The organism is Metabacillus sp. RB-C-LZQ-3-1, from assembly GCF_058315175.1.
The window spans coordinates 15,044-32,264 of sequence record NZ_JBZFLI010000025.1 but is presented as its reverse complement, the minus strand read 5'-3'; the positions used below and the strand labels follow the sequence as shown (position 1 = coordinate 32,264).

The 17,221-nt window shown below is 36.4% G+C and carries 17 protein-coding genes and 1 other annotated feature; of the genes, 12 read left to right on the top strand and 5 right to left on the bottom strand.

The genetic code is table 11. The features are described from left to right. Window positions 1–88: 88 nt before the first annotated feature. Genes AC4GZ8_RS23750 through argF form a run of 3 tightly spaced genes read left to right on the top strand, consistent with a single transcriptional unit; the run spans window position 89 to window position 5,214 of the window. On the top strand, window positions 89–1,159 hold the full coding sequence (locus AC4GZ8_RS23750; RefSeq protein ID WP_491084355.1) for a carbamoyl phosphate synthase small subunit: 1,071 nt from the start codon (window positions 89–91) through the stop codon (window positions 1,157–1,159). Beyond that, window positions 1,152–4,241, top strand: a complete 3,090-nt coding sequence (gene carB / locus AC4GZ8_RS23745; RefSeq protein ID WP_491084354.1) for a carbamoyl-phosphate synthase (glutamine-hydrolyzing) large subunit — start codon at window positions 1,152–1,154, stop codon at window positions 4,239–4,241. Before AC4GZ8_RS23750 ends, carB begins: the two co-directional genes overlap by 8 nt. A 37-nt stretch (window positions 4,242–4,278) precedes the next feature. Continuing rightward, entirely contained in the window at window positions 4,279–5,214 is a 936-nt protein-coding gene (gene argF, locus AC4GZ8_RS23740) for an ornithine carbamoyltransferase (protein ID WP_491084376.1), read from the top strand. 61 nt (window positions 5,215–5,275) lie between these two features. On the opposite strand, the gene AC4GZ8_RS23735 is transcribed toward argF, so the two are convergent. Continuing rightward, entirely contained in the window at window positions 5,276–6,058 is a 783-nt protein-coding gene (locus tag AC4GZ8_RS23735; protein WP_491084375.1) for an undecaprenyl-diphosphate phosphatase, read from the bottom strand. A gap of 165 nt (window positions 6,059–6,223) precedes the next feature. On the opposite strand from AC4GZ8_RS23735, the gene AC4GZ8_RS23730 reads away from it, so the two are divergent. After that, window positions 6,224–6,403, top strand: coding sequence for a YjzC family protein (locus AC4GZ8_RS23730; protein ID WP_026561040.1), 180 nt, complete (start codon window positions 6,224–6,226; stop codon window positions 6,401–6,403). A gap of 234 nt (window positions 6,404–6,637) precedes the next feature. Here AC4GZ8_RS23730 and AC4GZ8_RS23725 read toward each other — a convergent pair whose 3' ends face one another. After that, the gene (locus AC4GZ8_RS23725; RefSeq protein WP_491084353.1) at window positions 6,638–6,838 is read right to left on the bottom strand and encodes a YjzD family protein; all 201 of its coding nucleotides are present in this window, start codon (window positions 6,836–6,838) and stop codon (window positions 6,638–6,640) included. Between the two features lie 285 nt (window positions 6,839–7,123). Here AC4GZ8_RS23725 and AC4GZ8_RS23720 point away from each other — a divergent pair, with 285 nt between their 5' ends. From AC4GZ8_RS23720 to AC4GZ8_RS23705, 4 genes are all read left to right on the top strand, one after another. Beyond that, window positions 7,124–7,858: an alpha/beta fold hydrolase gene (locus AC4GZ8_RS23720; protein WP_491084352.1), complete on the top strand. Its 735-nt coding sequence runs from the start codon at window positions 7,124–7,126 to the stop codon at window positions 7,856–7,858. A gap of 116 nt (window positions 7,859–7,974) precedes the next feature. Then, window positions 7,975–8,724 (top strand): hypothetical protein, encoded by a 750-nt coding sequence (locus tag AC4GZ8_RS23715; protein ID WP_491084351.1) that lies wholly within the window; start codon window positions 7,975–7,977, stop codon window positions 8,722–8,724. Between the two features lie 78 nt (window positions 8,725–8,802). Continuing rightward, on the top strand, window positions 8,803–9,756 hold the full coding sequence (locus AC4GZ8_RS23710) for a BMP family ABC transporter substrate-binding protein (protein ID WP_491084350.1): 954 nt from the start codon (window positions 8,803–8,805) through the stop codon (window positions 9,754–9,756). Between the two features lie 211 nt (window positions 9,757–9,967). Beyond that, a complete protein-coding gene (locus AC4GZ8_RS23705) occupies window positions 9,968–10,150 on the top strand; it encodes a ComZ family protein (protein WP_098798711.1) in 183 nt (60 codons plus the stop codon). Between the two features lie 244 nt (window positions 10,151–10,394). On the opposite strand, the gene AC4GZ8_RS23700 is transcribed toward AC4GZ8_RS23705, so the two are convergent. Further along, window positions 10,395–10,712 carry a hypothetical protein gene (locus AC4GZ8_RS23700; RefSeq protein ID WP_491084349.1) on the bottom strand — a complete coding sequence of 106 codons (318 nt, stop codon included), beginning with the start codon at window positions 10,710–10,712 and terminating at the stop codon, window positions 10,395–10,397. Between the two features lie 238 nt (window positions 10,713–10,950). Here AC4GZ8_RS23700 and AC4GZ8_RS23695 point away from each other — a divergent pair, with 238 nt between their 5' ends. The 4 genes from AC4GZ8_RS23695 to AC4GZ8_RS23680 all read left to right on the top strand — a co-directional run bounded on the left by AC4GZ8_RS23695 (window position 10,951) and on the right by AC4GZ8_RS23680 (window position 15,067). After that, window positions 10,951–11,883, top strand: coding sequence for a beta-ketoacyl-ACP synthase III (locus tag AC4GZ8_RS23695; RefSeq protein ID WP_491084348.1), 933 nt, complete (start codon window positions 10,951–10,953; stop codon window positions 11,881–11,883). A 147-nt stretch (window positions 11,884–12,030) separates the two neighbouring features. Then, complete coding sequence (fabF, locus tag AC4GZ8_RS23690; RefSeq protein ID WP_491084347.1) at window positions 12,031–13,272, top strand: beta-ketoacyl-ACP synthase II; 1,242 nt, start codon at window positions 12,031–12,033, stop codon at window positions 13,270–13,272. Window positions 13,273–13,375: 103 nt separating this feature from the next. Next, the gene (locus AC4GZ8_RS23685) at window positions 13,376–14,170 is read left to right on the top strand and encodes a DUF2268 domain-containing putative Zn-dependent protease (RefSeq protein WP_491084346.1); all 795 of its coding nucleotides are present in this window, start codon (window positions 13,376–13,378) and stop codon (window positions 14,168–14,170) included. A gap of 144 nt (window positions 14,171–14,314) precedes the next feature. After that, a complete protein-coding gene (locus AC4GZ8_RS23680; protein ID WP_491084345.1) occupies window positions 14,315–15,067 on the top strand; it encodes a YjbA family protein in 753 nt (250 codons plus the stop codon). 146 nt (window positions 15,068–15,213) lie between these two features. Here the strand turns inward: AC4GZ8_RS23680 and trpS are convergent, their stop codons facing one another. Both trpS and AC4GZ8_RS23670 read right to left on the bottom strand, forming a co-directional pair. Then, window positions 15,214–16,206 carry a tryptophan--tRNA ligase gene (gene trpS / locus AC4GZ8_RS23675; protein WP_491084344.1) on the bottom strand — a complete coding sequence of 331 codons (993 nt, stop codon included), beginning with the start codon at window positions 16,204–16,206 and terminating at the stop codon, window positions 15,214–15,216. A gap of 59 nt (window positions 16,207–16,265) precedes the next feature. Next, window positions 16,266–16,469, bottom strand: a binding site (T-box leader). A 49-nt stretch (window positions 16,470–16,518) separates the two neighbouring features. After that, window positions 16,519–16,881 carry a DUF3899 domain-containing protein gene (locus AC4GZ8_RS23670; protein WP_491084343.1) on the bottom strand — a complete coding sequence of 121 codons (363 nt, stop codon included), beginning with the start codon at window positions 16,879–16,881 and terminating at the stop codon, window positions 16,519–16,521. Window positions 16,882–17,221 lie beyond the last annotated feature (340 nt).

Sequence of the window (17,221 nt, the reverse complement as noted above, 5' to 3'; positions counted from 1 at the left end):
TTACAAATGATTGAATAAAAATACTTGTTATTTAATAATTATCCATTGATGAATAAAGAAGAATTAAAGACAAACGAGGTGTAAGCAGATGAAAGGATATCTCCATTTAGAGGATGGTTCAGTCTATACAGGAGAATTAGAGCACGGGTCTTCTGAGAATATAAACGGAGAGATCGTATTCTTTACAGGAATGACAGGATATCAGGAAGTGTTAACTGATCCTTCTTATAAAAACCAAATTGTTGTATTTACGTACCCATTAATTGGGAATTACGGTGTAAATATAAGTGATGATGAAAGTAAAAAGCCGCAGGTTAAAGCGGTTGTGATATATGAGTGTACATCACAATACTCTCATTATGAGGCACAGTACAGCTTTAAAGAATATTTACAAAAATGGAACATTCCAATTATTCATCACATCGATACACGTGCAGTCGTGAAAAAAATCCGAAAACATGGATCTATGGCTGCTACGATCACAGAAAAATCAACTTTAGATCACAAGCCATGTGCCATTTTCGAGGACGGAGTATTTGAAGTGGTGTCAGATAAGCTTGAAACCTATGGAAATGGGGAGAAGCATATTGCTTTAGTAGACTTTGGATATAAGAAATCAATTCTTACATCTTTATTAAATAGAGGCTGCAAAGTAACAACCGTCCCTTTTAAAATGATGGACCAAGTAGCTAAGTTAAATCCTGACGGTGTCTTATTATCAAATGGACCTGGAGATCCTGAACAATTATCAAGCTACTTTACTCAAATTAAAGAGATTGTATCTGCTTACCCAACATTAGGGATTTGTTTAGGACATCAATTGATTGCTCTTTCTTTCGGTGCCAAAACGACAAAATTGCTATTTGGACATAGAGGAGCAAACCAGCCTGTTTTTGATACAAAAACAAACAAAGTATTCATGACTTCTCAAAACCATAGCTATGTTGTTATAAAAGAGAGTTTAAACAACACAGACTTGTCTATGCGTTTTTATCATATAAATGATGATTCTATTGAAGGGTTATCCCACGTGAGTTTACCAATTTTAACAGCACAATTTCATCCTGAGGCACATCCAGGACCTTCTGATAGTGAATGGATCTTCGATGAATTTTTAGAGTTAGTCGCAGTTGCAAAAGGAGATATACTTTATGCCTAAAAATCAATCTATCAAGAAAATCGTTGTCATCGGTTCCGGTCCAATCGTGATTGGGCAGGCTGCAGAATTTGATTATGCAGGAACACAAGGCTGCCTTGCCTTAAAAGAAGAAGGTTATCAAGTTGTTCTTGTTAATAACAATCCGGCAACCATCATGACGGATGAGGAGTTTTCAGATGTTTTGTATTTTGAACCTTTGACAGTTGAAAGTTTAACAAAGATTATCGACAAAGAAAAACCAGATGGCTTACTCGCATCTTTGGGTGGCCAAACAGGGCTTAACCTGGCAATGGAGCTTCATGAAGCAGGTGTTTTAGAAAAATATGGTGTTCAATTGCTTGGAACTTCAATCGAATCGATCCGTAAAGGAGAAGACCGTAACGAATTCCGCCAATTGATGTATGATTTAAATGAACCAATTCCAGAGAGTTCAATTGTCACCACATTAGAGGAAGCACTTGAATTTTCTAAGAAAATAGGTTTTCCAATCATTATACGACCTGCCTATACACTGGGAGGGAAAGGCGGAGGAATTGCCTCAAATCTTGAAGAGTTTAAAAAGCTTGTAAGAAGTGGGCTGCAAGCAAGTCCGATTACCCAATGTTTGATTGAAAAAAGCATTGCAGGATTTAAAGAAGTAGAATATGAAATGATTCGAGATCATAAAGGGACTTGTATTTCTGTATGTAATATGGAAAACATTGACCCGGTTGGGGTTCATACAGGAGACTCAATCGTTGTTGCGCCATCACAAACGTTAACAGACCAGGATTACCATATGCTAAGAAGCGCAGCAGTTAAGATCGTTTCAGCTCTTGGTGTGATCGGTGGATGTAACATTCAGTTAGCTTTAGATCCAAAAAGCAAGCAATACTACGTAATTGAAGTAAATCCACGGGTCAGCAGATCATCTGCTTTAGCATCAAAGGCTACTGGTTATCCAATTGCTAAAATTGCTGCAAAGCTTGCAGTAGGATATACATTAGAGGAACTAAAAAATCCGTTAACGATGAGTACGTATGCCAGCTTTGAGCCAGCTCTTGATTATGTTGTCGTCAAATTCCCAAGATGGCCTTTTGACAAGTTTAATAAAGCAGATCGTAAGCTTGGAACAAAAATGAAGGCAACAGGCGAAGTTATGGCGATCGAACGAAATCTTGAAGCGGCTATTCAAAAGGCTTGTGACTCATTAGAGCTAGACAATATCGGCACACATTTACCAGAACTAAAAGCTTTATCTCTTGATGAGTTAAAGACGTTAATGAATAAAACAGATGATCGTCGCTTCTTTGCTGTGATGGAGCTGCTAAGAAAAGGGGTTTCGATTCAGGAAATCCATCATCAAACAGAAATGGATATTTATTTCCTTTCGATCTTCCAACATATCATTGATTTAGAAAAGCAAATTCAAGAAAAAAACCTCTCAACACTTGATGATGAATTTATTGTGAAGGTAAAGGAAAAAGGATTTTCAGATAAAACAATTGCATTCTTACTACATGCACCTGAAGCAGAAGTGAGAAAAGCAAGACTTAATGCAGGCGTAAAAGCTTCCTATAAATATGTTGATACATGTGCAGCTGAATTTGAAGCTCGTACAAACTATTTTTACTCAACATACTTTGGAGAAAATGAGCAGCCGGAATTATCGGACAACAAGAAAATCCTAATTATTGGGTCAGGACCAATTCGTATCGGTCAAGGAATTGAATTCGACTATAGTGCTGTCCATGGAATTAAGGCACTAAAGCAATTAGGCTATGAAGCCATTATGATTAATAATAACCCGGAAACAGTTAGTACTGACTTTGAAACAGCAGACAGACTGTACTTTGAGCCAATCACACTTGAACATGTATTAAATATCGTTGATTCCGAGGGAATTGATTCTGTCATTGTCCAATATGGTGGACAGACAGCCATTAATCTAGCTGAACAATTAGAATCTGCTGGTGTAAAACTGCTAGGAACAGATACTGAGACACTGGATTGGCTAGAGGATCGTGACAAGTTCTATCACTTATTAGATGAATTATCGATCCCTCATGCAGCTGGATTAACAGCGAACAATGCAGAGGAAGCATTAAAAGGGGCAAAAGAAATAGGTTTCCCAATGCTGCTAAGACCATCATACGTAATCGGTGGAAAAGGCATGGTCGTTGTTCATAATGAAGAAACATTAGAGAAGTTGCTTGCAGAAAATACAAATATGATCTATCCGGTTCTGATTGATCAGTTCGTTCAAGGGCTTGAGGGAGAAATTGATCTTATCTCAGACGGCCACGATGCATTTATTCCAACTTATATTGAGCATGTTGAGCCTGCCGGTGTTCATTCAGGAGATAGCTTAGCCATTCTTCCTTCTCAGCACCTGACAGATGAAAATAAACAGGTAATTGCAAAGTATGCACGCTCATTAGTGAAAAGACTAAATTACCGTGGGATCATGAATATTCAATTTTTAGTGAATGGCGGCACCATTTATATTCTTGAAGTAAATCCGCGGGCAAGTAGAACAGCGCCAATCATTAGTAAAGTAACAGGAATCTCTATTATTAAGCATGCTACTCACTTATTGTGTGGTAAAAAAATTACGGAACTAGACATCACACCTTCTGAGCCTAATAATATGGTTGCTGTGAAATACCCAGTGTTCTCTAGCCATGCTTTACATGATGTCGATATTACACTAGGGCCTGAAATGAAGGCTACTGGTGAAGGGATGTGTGTTGGCAATAGTTTAGAGACTGTTTACCGAAAAATTTTCAAGAAGGATCTAGAAAATGTATGTAGTGTCTTTTTCGATGTGAAAAATGAAAAAGCAGAAAAAACAACTAAAGAAGCAGGACTTGACGTTGTAACAGATCATTTTGAAGCATGGGTTGAGGGTGAAAAAGGTATTTTCGTTTCATTAATTGACAGCAATGAAGCGAAATTAGCACGTCAACAGGCGATTGAAAAAGGCATGCTATTATTTACAAATCTTGCAACATTTTACGCTTGTTTAGAGGCTGTTTCATCAGCTGATGATAAGGTATCCTCAATTCAGGAATATACGAAATCATTGGTGAAGAACCAATAAGATTGATGAGCTAGGGAAGGTAGTGATTGGGATGAGTATTAATGTGAAAAATAAAACGGCTGTTAAAAAACGTGATTTTTTAACCCTTCTTGATTATAGCAAGGAGGAAATTCTTGCAATAATAAAAGAAGCTTTTGATTTAGAAGAAAATCCACTTCAACCTGTACTACAAGGAAAAACACTTGCGATGATTTTTGAAAAATCGTCTACAAGAACACGTGTATCTTTTGAAACAGGAATGCTTCAATTAGGAGGTCATGCCCTATTTTTAAGTAGTCAAGATCTACAATTAGGTAGAGGTGAACCTGTATCAGATACAGCTAAAGTATTGTCTGGTTATGTTGATGCTATTATGATTCGTACATTTGGTCATGATAAAATTGAAGAATTAGCTAAACATGCAAGCATCCCTGTTATCAATGGATTAACTGATCTCTTCCATCCATGTCAGGCACTTGCAGACTTAAAGACCATTTATCGTCTAAAAGGAACGTTTGAAGGTGTGAAAACGGCATACTTAGGAGATGGAAATAATGTTGCACATTCATTAATGATTGCAGCAGCAAAAGTAGGAATGGACTTCTCATTAGGATGTCCAAAGGGCTATGAACCGAATGCGGAGGTTGTAGCAAAAGCTCAAAAGCTTGCAGAAGAAACAGGTGCAATGATAACAATTACTTATGATCCAATTGAGGCAGTTAAAGATGCTGATATCATCTATACAGATGTTTGGGCAAGCATGGGGCAAGAAAGTGAACAGCAAGAGCGTTTGGTTGCATTTAAAGATTTTCAAGTGAATGACCAACTTGTACAACATGCTAAAGATGATTATCATTTCTTACACTGCTTACCTGCTCATCGTGAAGAGGAAGTAACAGCATCGATTATTGACGGTGAACACTCAGCTGTTTTTGAACAAGCAGAAAACAGACTTCATGTTCAAAAGGCATTACTAAAAAAATTACTTTCATAAAGAGACGCGGGGACAGGTTCCCTGTCCCATTGGGACGAGGAACCTGTCCCCGCGTTCCGTTTTAAGCAAAAAGAAACACTAAGATCCCAACGATAAAACAGTAAAAAGAGAAATATTTTAAATTTCCTTTTGCCATAATATTCATAAACCATTTTAAAGAAAAATACGAGGTAATGAGTGAGGCAATAAAAGCAATAATATATGGAATGAGCAGTGTGTCCATGTTAGGATCACTCATTAAGTCAGTGATGCTTAAAATCATCCCGCCAAAGCTTACTGGAATAAATAAAAGAAACGAGAATCTTAAAGCTGTTTCTTGCTTCATTCCTAGTGCCATCGCAGCAACAATTGTTGCACCAGAACGGCTAATTCCAGGGATTAACGCTACTGCTTGGGCAAACCCAACGATGAGTGCATCTTTTATTGTTAAATCCCCATCATTTTTACGACCGCGCAGGTTACGAATCATCCATAATGCGAGACCGGTAATAATGAGGGTGATGGCCGTTACTCGGATATGTTTAAGGTGCTCTGAAATGATATCGTCGAACAGTACACCAATGACACCTGCCGGAATTGTAGCAATAATGAGATAAATAATAAATCGAAAATCGCTCTTTGATTGTTTATCTTTTGTAGAAATATAGCGAACTCCGTTAACAGTTAATCGAACCAAATCTTTTCGATAAATGATTAATACGGCAATTAGTGATGCAGCATTAACAAGCAACTCAAAGGATAGCCCCTCAATTTCTAACCCAAGAAAATGCTGAGCAAATACTAAATGGCCACTTGAAGAGATTGGAATTGGTTCTGTAAATCCTTGAAAAAGCCCTAAAATCATATATTTTACAATTAAATAAATATCCAATATTTCATCCTCCGTATGTATTTTTACAACCCTTTTCCATTTAACTATACGATTGGTATCCTGTAAAGACCTTAAAAACAGTCATGAAAATAGTCCGTCTGGAGATACTAATAGTAATGTAATGAGAGGAGGTTAACAATGGGACAACAACATCGTTTTCGTGTAGGACAAAAAGCACCGAATAATGGAATTTATGTAGAAATAGGTGAAACTGGGGATAATGTTAAAAATCCAGGTCAAATTAAATTAAAAGCAGGAGACCGTTTCCCAGAAACAGCAAATCATAACCGTCAATGGACATATAAGCGTAAGCCATAATAGATGATGAAACAAAAAAACCTACTGTTAAAAGTAGGTTTTTTTGTTTTTTAGTCGAATCATTTTAATACTATCATCAAATTTATTGAGAATGTATGGGAAAAATGATCCTGTTTTTAAAAAGTCTTAGCTCCAGCGCTGACTGACTCTAGGATCTAGCCAATTTAGAATAGAAGGCAAAGAACACCTTCTATTCCAATCGTCTTATTTGCCCTAGCAGACGTTTACGCTTTTCTAATGATGATCGTGCTTTGCAGCAGGCTCATTAGGAATAGCCTCAGCAATAAGAAAAATGACAACGATTGCAATCACAGATAAAACGGTAGAAGCCATAAAGTCGTAATGACCACCTGTCATATTATTAATAACATATGACGCCATATGAATTAATAAAAATCCCCAAAAAAATGTCCAAAAGAAACGCAAACCATTCACCTCAATTTCCAGACGAATTCTTATTATATATTATCACAAAATATTTCAGGATTAAAAGAACCTTTTTAAATTGTTCATAAACTCTCCATATCCAGCATGAAATAATAAAACTAAAGGAATTTTAAGGTGATTATTTAAGTTAAATATTGGGAAAAAGAAAGAAATCTTTCACTTAGATGTGTCTATATTTACAAGAAACGTGATACAGTCCCATTCTTTTTAAAAAGTTAGACATACATTATATAGAAATAAAATGACACAGTAGAGAAAGGTGGTGGGCAAGTGATGACGATTACGGAACGCTTTTTTCAGATTGAGACAGAATGGAATGTAATTCATTTACCATTTAAACCGAATGGGTTTGGAATATTAATCATTGGTGATCGATCTGACTTTGTTGATGAAAACTCCAGCTTTTGGCATCAACATTATGGAAGAAATCAGCTTATATCAGATTTAATGAAGCAGGGATATACACTCTTTCATTCTAATCTTTATGGAAACCATTGGGGGAGTCCTTATTCAGTCACAATGGCAAAACAGCTTTATCACTTAGTTATGAAAAAAGAAATTTTAAATCAGCGTATCCACCTTTTAGTCGATGGAATGGGTGGGTTAACAGGGTTACAATTAATGCAACAAATACCTGAAAAGATACGTTCTGTCGCCATGATGAATCCTTGCCTTGACCTCCAAGCCCATCTTGAAAATGAAAAAGAGCATAAATTCTTTTATAAGAGATTAATAAAGGAGATCTCGTTAGCATATGGTGTTGATCAAAAAATCGTACCATCTTTAAACCTTCCTACACTTTACAATGAAAGTTCCTACTTGCCTGTGAGAATATGGCAAAGAATGAATAACACATCCTATGCTCCTGAAGATCATAGTAAAAAATATGAGGAACTACGAAATAAAGCTGGTCATCCTGTTCAATTAATTTATCATCTAGGTGAGAATCCGTATCGAATAAATCAATCCATCATAAGGTTTTATAAAGAAAATGAAAAGGTCCTATAATGTGATAAGGCTTAGGTTGCCAGGTAAGGAGAAATTAGCAACCTAGGCTTTTTTATACTAATTTAAGGTTTATTTGCATATTGTATGATATCGTCCAAAAGGAGGGAAATCAAAATATGCGCGTGATGGTGTTTGGGGCACAGTCACATATTGGGTTTGCGCTTTGTGAAAAGTTTCTTGAAGAGGGAATAGAGGTAGGAGCAATCTTTTTAAAACCTTCAACGAAAATGAGCGAACTTCTTCTTGAGGAAAGAATGATGCTTATTGGTAGAAATGCTCTATTTCAAGAATTTTCTCTCGAAGATGAGTGGAGAAATGAAGAATATACCCATGTGATTTATTGTAAAGAAGCTGGTCATATTCAAGATCAATGTTGCTTTGAGAAATCGGTTGAGAAGGCAGCTGAAACGGAGACTCATTATTTTTATGTAACTTCCGCGGCAAATCAACTAGATGATGATCATCAGCATCTTAAAACATTGAAACTTTATTCTATTTTTAAGCTTCCAAGACTTTTTGGGCCGTTTCAGCCACCCGAAGAACCAATCCATCAGCATTTAGCCTCTTTTTTAACAGGTGAGAAAAGAACTCTGATCATTGAGGAACCAATCATATTCATTAAGGATGCTGTAGAAACATTGGCTAAATTAATTACAAATTCCGACCATGGAAAAGTGTATTCGTTTCTAAGTGAACTGAAGAAAGAGAAGATTGAATCATTTTCAGTTGAGTTAAAAATGAATGCGATAGAAAAAGCAAATGATAAGTCGATTAGACACTCGATTACGAATCAAACAACGATCGAGAAAGGGTTATTCGAGCAGTTTTCCTGTATAAAAGCATACCGGGAGATTTATGGACTTTGATGATTATTGCTTGAACAAATAAATCAGGAAAGGCTAAAATAAAAGCGAAGGAAAAAGCATACAAGGAAGTGGTTGCCCATGTACTTAAAGCTAGGTTTTGTTCTTATTATTCTTCTTTCGCTTTTTGGTTGTGGACAACCTGTCACTTCGGGGAAGCTCGAAAAGGTTGGTTTACTTGTTCCAGAAACAATTAATGATAAGGTTTGGGGAACGAAAGGCTACAAAGGATTGTTAAAAATTCAATCGGAATTAGATGTTGACGTATATTATAAAGAAGGGATGAATGATGAAACAAGTATACGTGAAGCAATCGAAGAATTTGATAACAATGGTGTAAATCTCATTTTTGGACATGGAAGTGAATATGCAAATTATTTTAATGAGATAAGTAGTGAATACCCGGACATTCATTTTGTTCTTTTTAATGGGAAAGCCAATGGTGAAAATGTCACAAGTTTGAATTTTGATTCTAATGCAATGGGTTTTTTTGGCGGGATGGTAGCTGGAGAAATGACAACTACTAATAAGGTTGCGGTTTTAGCGGCTTTTGAATGGCAGCCTGAAGTTGATGGTTTTTTTGAGGGTGCTTATTATCAAAATGAAAACGTGGAAGTAGATATCCAATATGTACAAGATTGGAATAATACGGAGATTGCCTTATCTCTACTTAATGAAATGATTGCAGATGGAGTAGACATTGTCTATGTAGCAGGTGATGGATATAATATAGCTGTTATTGAAAAGTTAAAAGAAGAAGGGTTATATGCGATCGGCTTTGTGTCCGATCAATCCGACCTGGGAAAAGGCACGGTGTTAACAAGTACTGTTCAACATGTTGACACATTATACGAAGTTGTCGCAAAGGATTTTAATAAGGGCAAATTAGAAAATGGAGAACTCTATTATGATTTTAAAGATGGAGTGATCTCATTAGGAAAATTCAGTCCCCTTGTCGATAAAGAATTCCAATCAAAGATTAAGAATTCCATCGAAGAGTATAAAGAAAGCGGGCTTTTACCTAATCAGTTATAATGACCTTATTAAGCTGCAAAAACTGTTTTTGTTGAGTAGAACGGATATGCTAGACTTCTGAGGAAGAGCGGGACAATTGAGATTCGCAGGTGCTGAGTACAAAGGATCTCACTGCCTGCTTACGGAGAGCGAGCATCCTTGTGCGTAAATCAACTGTAAAGTAACAAAGTTTGCGACAAAAATAACTTATTAAAAAGCAGGAGTGAGTGAAATGGAACAACATCCCAAAACAATGGAATTTATGCAAATTGCTATGAAATATTTACCTGAAGCAAAGCAAAAGCTAGAAGGATCTGGAATTGATCTATCAATGGAAACAATCCAACCAATGCTTGAACTATTTACAAAAGTAATGGGTGAAGCATATGAGCTAGGGAAGAAAGATGCACAATAAAAAGCTACCAAAGCTACCATTTGGTAGCTTTTTTGTTGCTTAGGAATTGATAAATTCTTGTACCGTAGATAAGTGGTCGGCATCCAGCTTCGAAGCACAGGACGTGCAAGTGCAGTTACTGCGACAGGACGTCGCGTTTGTAACTGTCTCTAGGGTCTAGCAATTTAGAATTGAAGGCAAAGAACGCCTTCTATTCTAAATCATCTTTTTTGCCCTAGGCTGTTCATGGTACTTGCACTTTTGTTCATGATTTAATTTTCTTCTTAATATAATCAACAATAGGTCCGAATTCTTTTAAAACAGGTTTAAGATTTTCTAATGAAGCCATAATATCGTCAATCTGCTCCATTAATGTAAAGTAATTCACCTCATTGCTTTGTTCTTCCGCTTGTTTTTCTTGCAAATTGTTTTGTTCTCTATATCTTTGGGGAACCCTATTTCCGAACATGAGCTGTGTAAAACGGTCGTATGAAGGAGCATTAGTTTCAATTTCTTTTTCCGTATCATCTGCTTGTGCCTCTATTTCGATCTGTTCTTCATTTTCTTTTTCATGAGACGTCATATTTTACACCTCCTTTAAAGAAAGATATCAGGCGATACATATCTATCACTAGTTTATGAATGTAAGGGCAGCAAGTTCTAGACATGTGTACTAAAACATTAATATTGAAAAAAAAAAGTGAATAAGATAAAATTAGTACCAAGTCATAATAATTGATATAAAAAATACAATGAATCATAAATAATTCAATAGACGGCAAATTGAGTGGATTATAAGTATATAAAAAGGAGCTGTATAAATGAACGCTGGAATTATAGGTATTGGTCGTTATACACCTGAAAAAGTTGTCACAAATAAAGATTTAGAAAAAATCATGGATACATCTGATGAATGGATTAGAACGAGAACTGGAATAGAAGAGCGCCGCATAGCAGATGATTCAATCGATACATCACATATGGCTGTTTTTGCTTCAGAAAAAGCTCTAAAGGATGCAGGCATTGCTGCTGAGGACTTGGATTTAATTTTAGTCGCAACGGTTACTCCAGATCAGCCGTTCCCTTCTGTTTCATGTATGCTGCAAGAAAAATTAGGGGCAAAAAAAGCAGCTGCAATGGATATTAGCGCAGCATGTGCAGGGTTTATGTATGGAATGATCACAGCTAAACAATTTGTTGAGACTGGCGCTTACAAAAATGTTTTAGTAGTTGGTGTTGAGAAGCTTTCAAAAATTACTGACTGGGATGATCGTAATACCGCTGTTCTTTTTGGAGACGGTGCTGGAGCAGCTGTGATTGGTCCTGTAAGTGAAGGAAAAGGAATTTTATCCTTTGAACTAGGAGCAGACGGTACAGGTGGAAAGCATCTGTATCAGGACGAATACATCATCATGAATGGACGTGAAGTGTTTAAGTTTGCTGTTAGACAAATGGGAGAATCCAGTGTGAATGTGCTAGAAAAGGCTGGCTTAACAAAAGAAGATGTGGACTTCTTAATTCCGCACCAAGCAAACATTCGAATCATGGAAGCTGCAAGAGAGCGTTTAGAGCTGCCAGTTGAAAAAATGTCTAAAACAGTTCATAAATACGGAAATACATCCGCAGCATCGATTCCGATTTCTTTAGTAGAAGAAGTAGAAGCAGGAAAGATTAAAGATGGTGACTTAATTGTTATGGTCGGTTTTGGCGGTGGCCTAACTTGGGGAGCTATTGCTCTTCGTTGGGGTCGATAATCTTAGACTTGATCAGACGGGAAATAAGGTGGTCTCTATCTTCCAATTCTAAATTGTCTAATCCCTCCGAGGCTAGGCGTTTGTACTGGACACACAAACTAATAATTATATAAATTCAGATAATCTAACAGAATGAGGTGAATCATCATGGAAAAAAAGCGAGTGGTAGTAACAGGATTGGGTGCATTAACTCCGATTGGAAATGATGTTGAAACAACTTGGCAAAATGCGATAAACGGGGTATCAGGTGTTGGGCCAATTACTAGAATTGATTCAGAGCCGTATGCCGCAAAAGTAGCTGCAGAGCTTAAAGACTTTGATGTTGAGCAATTTATGGATAAAAAGGAAGCAAGAAAGATGGACCGCTTCACACAATATGCGGTTGCAGCATCTTTCATGGCTGTGAAAGATGCAAATCTGGAAATTACTGATGAAATCGCTCCTCGTGTTGGAGTTTGGATCGGTTCTGGTATTGGGGGAATGGAGACATTCGAACAACAATATAAAACCCTTCTAGAAAAAGGTCCAAGAAGAGTAAGTCCATTCTTTGTACCAATGCTTATTCCAGATATGGCAACAGGTCAGGTATCTATTGCTTTAGGAGCAAAGGGCTTTAACTCTTGTACGGTAACAGCTTGTGCAACAGGAACAAACTCAATTGGTGATGCTTATCGTGTTATTGAACGAGGAGAAGCGGATGTCATGATTACCGGTGGAGCAGAAGCGCCTTTAACAGAAATGTCATTTGCAGGATTTACAGCAAATAAAGCATTATCAACAAATCCGGACCCTAAAACAGCTAGCCGTCCATTTGACCAGGATCGTGACGGATTTGTAATGGGAGAGGGAGCTGGAATTCTTGTTCTTGAAGAATTAGAGCATGCTTTAGCTCGTGGAGCAAAAATATATGCTGAAATCGTTGGATATGGTGCAACAGGTGATGCTTATCATATTACAGCACCTGCACCAAATGGTGAAGGCGGATCAAGAGCAATGAAGCAAGCTGTTGAACGAAGCGGCCTTACTGTTGCTGATATTGATTATATTAATGCTCATGGTACAAGTACTCCTTATAATGATAAGTTCGAAACTCTAGCAATAAAAGAAGTATTCGGTGAACATGCGCATAAATTGGCGATAAGTTCTACTAAATCTATGACAGGGCATCTATTAGGTGCAGCTGGCGGAGTAGAAGCTATTTTTAGTGTTTTAGCTATTAAGGAAGGAATCATACCGCCAACGATTAATTTGCAAACTCCAGATCCAGAATGTGACTTAGACTATGTACCAAATAAAGCTCGTAAGCAAGAAGTAAGAGCTGCATTAAGTAACTCTCTAGGATTTGGCGGGCATAATGCAACAATTATTTTCAAGAAGTTTGATGCTTAATTAAGGGACCCGACATGTTTATGTCGGGTTTTTATTTTTCGTCTCTCATGAAGAACAGTTCCTTCTTCAAATCATAGACTACATATGAAGGAGAGATGAGAACATGAGTTTAATTAATACAATTGATTGGTTAAAGAAAACACCGGATCAATTAAAAATTTGCGAAAAATTGATTCCTTATTTCCACAAAATGAGTAAAAGAGAAATTGCCTCCTATCTTCATTCATTTGGAATGTACAAACATTTATCGAATGTCGATCAGTGGATCGAATACATGATAAATAGCCAAATATTTAGCTATATCAGTAAACTAGAAAAGAAATTCAAGCTCGAATGGAAAGGTCCAGATGTACCAATCTTTATTTTTCCAATTGATCAAACCAACCGAAAAATTGAGAGAGAATACCGGGGGAGATCTGGTATTGCGTTTCATAATAAGTTATTTCTGTTTCTTTCCAAAAATGTAGATAAAGACGATATTAAGTCTTTATTTTTACATGAGTATCATCATGTTTGCCGTCTAGCAGCCGTTACAAAATCTGAAGAAGAATTCACGATTATAGATACAATCATTATGGAAGGTTTGGCCGAGAATGCGGTCCGGGAACTTCTTGGAGAGGAGGCTGTGTCGAATTGGACGAAGTTATATGGAGCGGATCAATGTGAAAGGTTCTATCAGCGTATCATTTTGCCTCAAAAAGAGATGAAAAGAGAACATGCAAAGTTTACCCAATTAATGTTTGGAACCGGTTTTTATCCCAATATGCTTGGTTATTCTGTAGGGTACCATATTGTGAAAACTATTATGGACGATACAGGAATAAAGACAAAGCAGTTATTAGGTATGTCAACAGAGAAAATAATGAAACATTATCAGGGGAAAAAGAATACTTCATAATCTATAATGATCATTCATAAAATGTGGTAGGACATACTCAAAAAACCTTAGAAAAAACAATGCATATTCTTCTTGGATTGGAATAAATTCTCTAAAATTTGCCTATACTGTTTGACAAATGGTACTGAAGTGAGGGGTTTTTATATGTTATTTCTTCATGATGTTTGGGTAAATTGGTTTGAAGGTGAAGAGAATGGATACAATGTCTGTCATTTTCATGAATGGAGAAAGGATGACAGTGTTGAACTCCTTGATCAGGTTCCTTTATTAAAGGTAGATTCCATGCTATTCGACTACATAGAAAACAACTTATCGGAGTTACCACCTGGTCTATTAAAAGATATTTTTCAAAAGGCTTATATTCGTAAGAATCATGAGAGAATCCAGCTTGATTATTGTTTTGTTGTGACAGATGGAATTGGAATTCTTGCAGTTGATACAATCGGCTATACGATTCCAATTCGGAAAAGTCGAATTATTCCAAGGCAAGAGCAATTAGTGTTTGAAATGGTAAAAGAAATTGAGCCAGAAAAGTATTCCACAGAAGTATTGAGTGAAGAAACAAATAAGGAATATCATATTTTGTCTTTAGCACCACAATATATGAGAGGCCTAACAAGAAAAGAACGTCAATTAAAGCAACTTTTATTTATGGCCCTCGATCAGTTGCTGGCAACGAAGAATGCTGCTGAAGTTAAGTATTGGTATACAGAATGGAACCCTACAAAGTATGAGGATATTCAACAAAGAGAATTTGATGAAGTGTGGAAGCAACTTTATGAAGAAACGTTGGACGGCTGGTCGCCAAAGCATGTTCAGTTATGTGAACGCCTTATAAAAGGACAACCTTTTTTTGAAAAGCTTTGGGACATGGAGCATGAATCAAAGGTTAATTGATTTGGACAAGCTACTTAGTAAACCAAAACGATGTGCATTTAGCACATCGTTTTGGTTTGCAAAAAAACGGACAGATTTGCAAAAATAATATCCAACTTGCAAACTCGAGCACGGAAGCAGCTCAGAAGTGACTAATCAGGAGCGTGTTATTTACGCTTACGGCCGAGTCCCATCGCGTTTTCCATTTTCTTTAATGTTCTGCTTGCGACTGCATTCGCTTTTTCTGCACCTTTATCAAGGATTTGATCTAACTCATCTGACTCCATTAGCTGATAGTACTTTTCTTGGATTGGTTTTAGGGCATTTACAACAACATCAGCCACATCAGTTTTGAATTCGCCGTATCCTTTTCCCTCGTACCTAGCTTCAATTTGGTCGACCGGTTCATTTGTTAAGATGGAATATATGGATAGCAAGTTTGAAATTCCGGGTTTATTTTCCTTGTCATATTTCACAATTCCTTCAGAATCTGTTACAGCACTTTTGATTTTCTTTTCAATTTGCTTAGGTTCATCTAAAAGCGTAATAAATGCTTTTTGATTGGCATCAGATTTACTCATTTTTTTTGTAGGATCTACAAGAGACATTATTCGTGCTCCAACCTTTGGAATACGAACCTCAGGTATCGTTAGAACATCGTTATATTTTTTATTAAAACGTTCCGCTAAATCCCTTGTTAACTCTAAATGTTGCTTTTGATCTTCACCTACTGGTACCAGGTCCGTGTTATAAAGGAGGATATCAGCTGCCATTAGCGGCGGATATGTGAGTAACCCCGCAGAAACAGCTTCTTTTCCATGTGATTTATCCTTGAACTGGGTCATTCTTTCTAATTCTCCGATATAAGAAACACATTGTAACATCCATCCTGCTTGTGCGTGTGCAGGTACCTCTGATTGAATGAACAATGTTACCTTCTCAGGATCTAATCCTACAGCTAGATATAAGGCTGCAAGACTTCTAATATTTTTTCTTAATGCTAAGCGATCTTGAGGAACCGTAATAGCATGTTGGTCAACGATACAAAAATAGCAATTGTACTCATCTTGTAAATCGACAAACTGCTTTAATGCTCCAATATAATTTCCTAATGTAACTGAACCGCTTGGTTGTATTCCTGAAAAAATTGTTTTCATCATGTCCTCCTAAAAGTAAGTAATTTATTTAAATAAACGCAAAAAGGCCCACTCGTCCCAAAAGTAGGGACGATGGACCGCGGTGCCACCCTAATTATTTCCAGAAGAAATCACTTAGATCTTTAACGCAAGATTACGTCTGCACGTACTAATTTCTGCACAGAAGCTCAGAAGTCCATTCCATATCGGTCATTACCTGTTTCCACCATCCACAGGCTCTCTAAAAAATGCGCCATATATGTACTACTCTTCATCATAGCCGACTATTTTTTCTTATTATATGAAATCATGAAGGCATTTGCAAATCTTTATAGATCAAAATAGATAATAAAGAAAGGTTCCAATTACAACAATAGCTGTCATGATTAATCCACTAGATAAAAAAGGCGAATGATCAAATGTTAACAGCTCTGATACTGGAATCATTTCTTCAACCTCTTGTTTTGAGAGCTCTTTTCCTTTAGAGACGAACATTCTTCTAAATCCATATGTTATTCCATCAAAAAATCCACCTTTTACTGTGATGGTAAAGAAGGAAATAAACAATAGACCAATGGCAAAAAAGAATGAAATATTTACAAATGATAAAATAGTTAATTTTTGGTAAATGATAAAAGAAAGTAAGATTGTTAAACATAGAGACACAATAATAAGTGTAACAGATCGTTTATTGCTCAAATTCTTTCACTCTTTTCTTGTTAAAATTCATTAACATCTATTATATCAGATGAAAGGATGAGGAAAAAAAGAAGTGAAGTTATTGTAGAAATATTTATTCGTTAAAAATGTATAGAATATATAGGTTGATTCGTCAATTTTCTACACTTTTTACAAAAAAACCATGTAAGATTTTGTAACCCTTTCCAATTCAACGCGTTAAAGTATTATGAAAAAAACTAGTGGAAAGATTATGAAGATTCTAATGAAATACATAGGTCTTTTTACCTATTTTTTGTATAGATTTCTTTAATATTATTGCATTTGTGTAAACTTTATTAAAAAAATAAATGCACAATTT